This window comes from Burkholderia sp. Ac-20392 (assembly GCF_017104585.1).
Classification (GTDB): domain Bacteria; phylum Pseudomonadota; class Gammaproteobacteria; order Burkholderiales; family Burkholderiaceae; genus Burkholderia; species Burkholderia lata.
Genome location: NZ_JAAGPB010000713.1, coordinates 1 through 3,332, shown reverse-complemented (window position 1 = coordinate 3,332; position 3,332 = coordinate 1). Strand labels below are relative to the sequence as shown.

The following is a 3,332-nucleotide window of genomic DNA, read 5'->3' as shown; positions in this document are numbered from 1 at the left end:
TCGACGGCGATCAGTGCGTCCGCGCGTGCGGCATCCGCGCGGGCGGCGTCCTGAACGGGCGCCGACGTCGCGCCTTCGGAAACGGAAGCGCGCCGCACCGGGCGCACGAGATTGACGATCGTCATCAGGCCGTGACTCCTCTCCACCAGACTGCACGCGAAACCAGCTCGACCGCGCCGTAGAACAGCATCGCGAGCGCGGTCACCATCAGGATCGCCGCGAAGCACAGCGGCGTTTGCGCATTCGACGTCGCGAACACGATCAGGTGCCCGAGCCCCGCTTCCGCGCCGATGAATTCGCCGACGATCGCGCCGATCACCGCGAGCGGCATCGCGATCTTCAGGCCGTCCATCAGCGCCGGCAGCGCGGCGGGCAGGCGCAGGTGCCAGAACGTGTGCGCCGCCGACGCGCCGAGCGCACGGAAATGCTCGTCGAGATGACGCGGCACACCCGCGAGGCCGCCCATCGTCGCGACGACGATCGGGAAGAACGCGAACAGCACGGCCGCCGCGAGCTTCGATGCGAAGCCATAGCCGAACCAGACGATCAGCAACGGCGCGAGCGCGATCTTCGGCATGCTCTGCAGCGCGGTCACGAACGGCAGCAGCGTGCGCCGCACGAGATTCGACGCGCTCGCGAGCAGCCCGATCGCGAGGCCGCCGGCCACCGCCAGCGCAAAGCCCGCGAACACTTCCCAGGCGGTCGTCAGCGTGTCGGCCAGCAGTTGCGCGCGCATCTCCCAGCCGGCCGCGAGCACCGACGACAGCGACGGCAGCACGTATTCGCGCGTGCCGGTCCAGCGCACACCGAACTCCCAGGCGACGCCGACGATCGCCCAGAACGCGACCGTCTCGATCAGCCGCTTCATGCCGGGTCTCCTTTCGGCGCATCGTGCTGCGCACCCGCATCCGCATCGTCGTCCGAAGCGGCAGCCGGCGCGCTGCCGCGCGACTTCTCCGCGACGAGATGCGGCGGCGGCGGCACGACGAAGCGCGCGAAGCGGTACTGGTCGAACGATTCGACCGTGCGCTCCCACACCTGCGGCTCGCGCGGATCGCGCTCGCCGATCTGCTCCATCGCGCAGTACACCTCGACGTTGTTGCCGTCCGGATCCTTGAACACCAGGAAGAAATTGTCGCCGGGCCCGTGCCGCCCGATGCCGCGCACGATCTCGACGCCATGCGACTGCAGCACCTTCACCGAGCGCTCCATCTCCTCGATGCTGTCGACCAGGTACGAGAAATGTTCGAGGCCCGGGCGCGAATAGCGCGGCAGGTCGTCGAAATCGGGCGAATCCTTCGGCAGCTGCGCGAGCGCGAGATCGTGGTGATCGGTGCCCGCGCGCAGGAACACCATCTGGTCGCCGATCCAGTCGGACACCTTCAGGCCCATCACTTCCGTATAGAACTTCGCAGACCGATGGATATCCCGCACCATCAGCACCATGTGTCCGAGCCGCCTGGGACGCAAGCTGTTCATTACCGTTCTCCTGTGTGCCCGCGCGCCGCGCGGGCCGGGTTGGATCGCCGGCGGCGGCGCGCCGCCGCCCCCGCGATCCCGATCGGGTTAGTCGACGAAGCGATTGGTGTAGAGGCTGTCGGCCTTGACCTTCGAACCGAGCGCGAAGGCCCGCGACACGAAGCCGAGCGTCGCGTCGATGCGTTCGGGTCGCAGCCAGCCGAGCCGGTGGCCGGCCGCATCGTCGGTAATCAGCGCATTGGTCTCGTCGATCTGCTCGCGCAGGATCGTGCGGTCGAGCAGCGGATTGCGCGCGACGATCGCATCGACCGCGTCCTGCGGCTTGTCGCGCATCAGCGCATAGCCGCGATACGTCGCAGCGACGAAGCGCTTGACGACGTCCGGATGCTGCGCGACGAACGCATCGGTCGTCACGATCCCGCTGCCGGTCATGTCGAGCCCGAGATCGCGATACGTGACCTTGCCGAGCTTCTGCCCCGCGCGCCGCGCGAACGCGGCCTGCACGGGCAGGCTCGCGCCTTCCCAGCATTCGGACAGGTCGATGCGCTTCTGCAGCAGTGCGGTGTTGATCACGGCCGGATCGAGCCGCACGAGGCGGATCGCGTCGGGCGCCATCCCGTTCTGCTTCAGCCACGCGGGCACGATGTTCTGCACCGCCGACGCATTGCCGCCGCCGAGCGACAGCCCCGCGAGATCCTTCAGCGACGCAGGCCGGAAACCGGGCCGCTCCAGATAGCACATCGCGCCCGGCCAGCGCGTGTTGATCGCGCCGACCAGCACCGTATGGCCGCCGTGCGCGCGATTCAGGATCACGCTCACCGGATCGCCGTAGCCGAACTCGAACAGCCCTTCGTCGACCTCGTTGACGGTCCGCTGGCCGCCGTAGCCGCGCTGGACCGTCACGTCGAGGCCCGCGTCCTTGTAGAAGCCCTTCGCCTGCGCGACCAGGATCCCGCCGGTGCTGCCCTGCGGCAGCCACGCGAGATTGACCCGTACCGCGTCGGCCGCGTGGGCGGCCGACGCCGCGACGCCCAGGCTTGCGGCCAGCACCGCGCCGCGCGCCAGCGCCTGGATACGCTCAAACATGTCCTCCTCCTGTCTTTTTCGAGTTCGGGTTCGGGTTCGCATGCGGGCCGGCGCGGCGCGCGCCGCTTAGCCGCGCACCAGCGGGTTTTCGATCGAGCCGATGCCGTCGATCGACGCGACCATCACGTCGCCCGGCTGCAGATAGATGCCGCGCCCCATGCCGACGCCCGTCGGCGTGCCGGTCGCGATCAGGTCGCCGGGCTGCAGCGTCAGGATCGACGACAGGTAATGAATCTGCTCCGCAATACTGAAGATCATCTCGCCGGTATTGCCGTCCTGCATCATTTCGCCGTTCACGGCGAGCCGCATCCGCAGGTTCTGCGGTTCGGCGATGCACGCGCGCGGCACGAGCCAGGGCCCGAGCGGACCGAAGGTATCGAAACTCTTGCCGCGAAACCAGTCGTGCTTGAACGGATAGTCGGTGCGGCGATTCAGGTCGCGCGCGCTCACGTCGTTCAGGATCGTGTAGCCGGCCACGTAGTCGAACGCGTCGGCCACCGCGATATGGCGGCCCGGCTTGCCGATCACGACGGCCAGCTCCACTTCCCAGTCGACGCGCTCGGCCTGCGGCGGCATCACGACCTCGGCGAGCGTCGGCACCACGCTCGTCTCGGCCTTCATGAACATGTACGGTGTGCTTTCCTCGCGCGGCGCAAGCTCGGTGCCCATCTCGCGCGCATGTTCGTAGTAGTTCGACGCCGCCGCGAAAATCCGCCGCGGCGCGTACGGCACGCGCAGCCGGTAGCCCGCGAGCGGCGTCGCGTCGA

At 68.5% G+C, this 3,332-nt stretch carries 4 protein-coding genes; all 4 read right to left on the bottom strand.

Going from position 1 to position 3,332, the window contains the following annotated elements; all coding sequences use genetic code 11:
* Positions 1-124 precede the first annotated feature (124 nt).
* Positions 125-868, bottom strand: coding sequence for an ABC transporter permease (locus tag G3N99_RS37195; RefSeq protein WP_174939065.1), 744 nt, complete (start codon positions 866-868; stop codon positions 125-127).
* Positions 865-1,479 carry a VOC family protein gene (locus G3N99_RS37190; protein WP_174943187.1) on the bottom strand — a complete coding sequence of 205 codons (615 nt, stop codon included), beginning with the start codon at positions 1,477-1,479 and terminating at the stop codon, positions 865-867. Before G3N99_RS37190 ends, G3N99_RS37195 begins: the two co-directional genes overlap by 4 nt.
* 87 nt (positions 1,480-1,566) lie before the next feature.
* Positions 1,567-2,565, bottom strand: a complete 999-nt coding sequence (locus G3N99_RS37185) for an ABC transporter substrate-binding protein (protein ID WP_206124856.1) — start codon at positions 2,563-2,565, stop codon at positions 1,567-1,569.
* A gap of 66 nt (positions 2,566-2,631) precedes the next feature.
* Positions 2,632-3,332: fumarylacetoacetate hydrolase family protein (locus tag G3N99_RS37180; RefSeq protein WP_206124855.1), on the bottom strand; the 701-nt coding region annotated here is incomplete at its 5' end.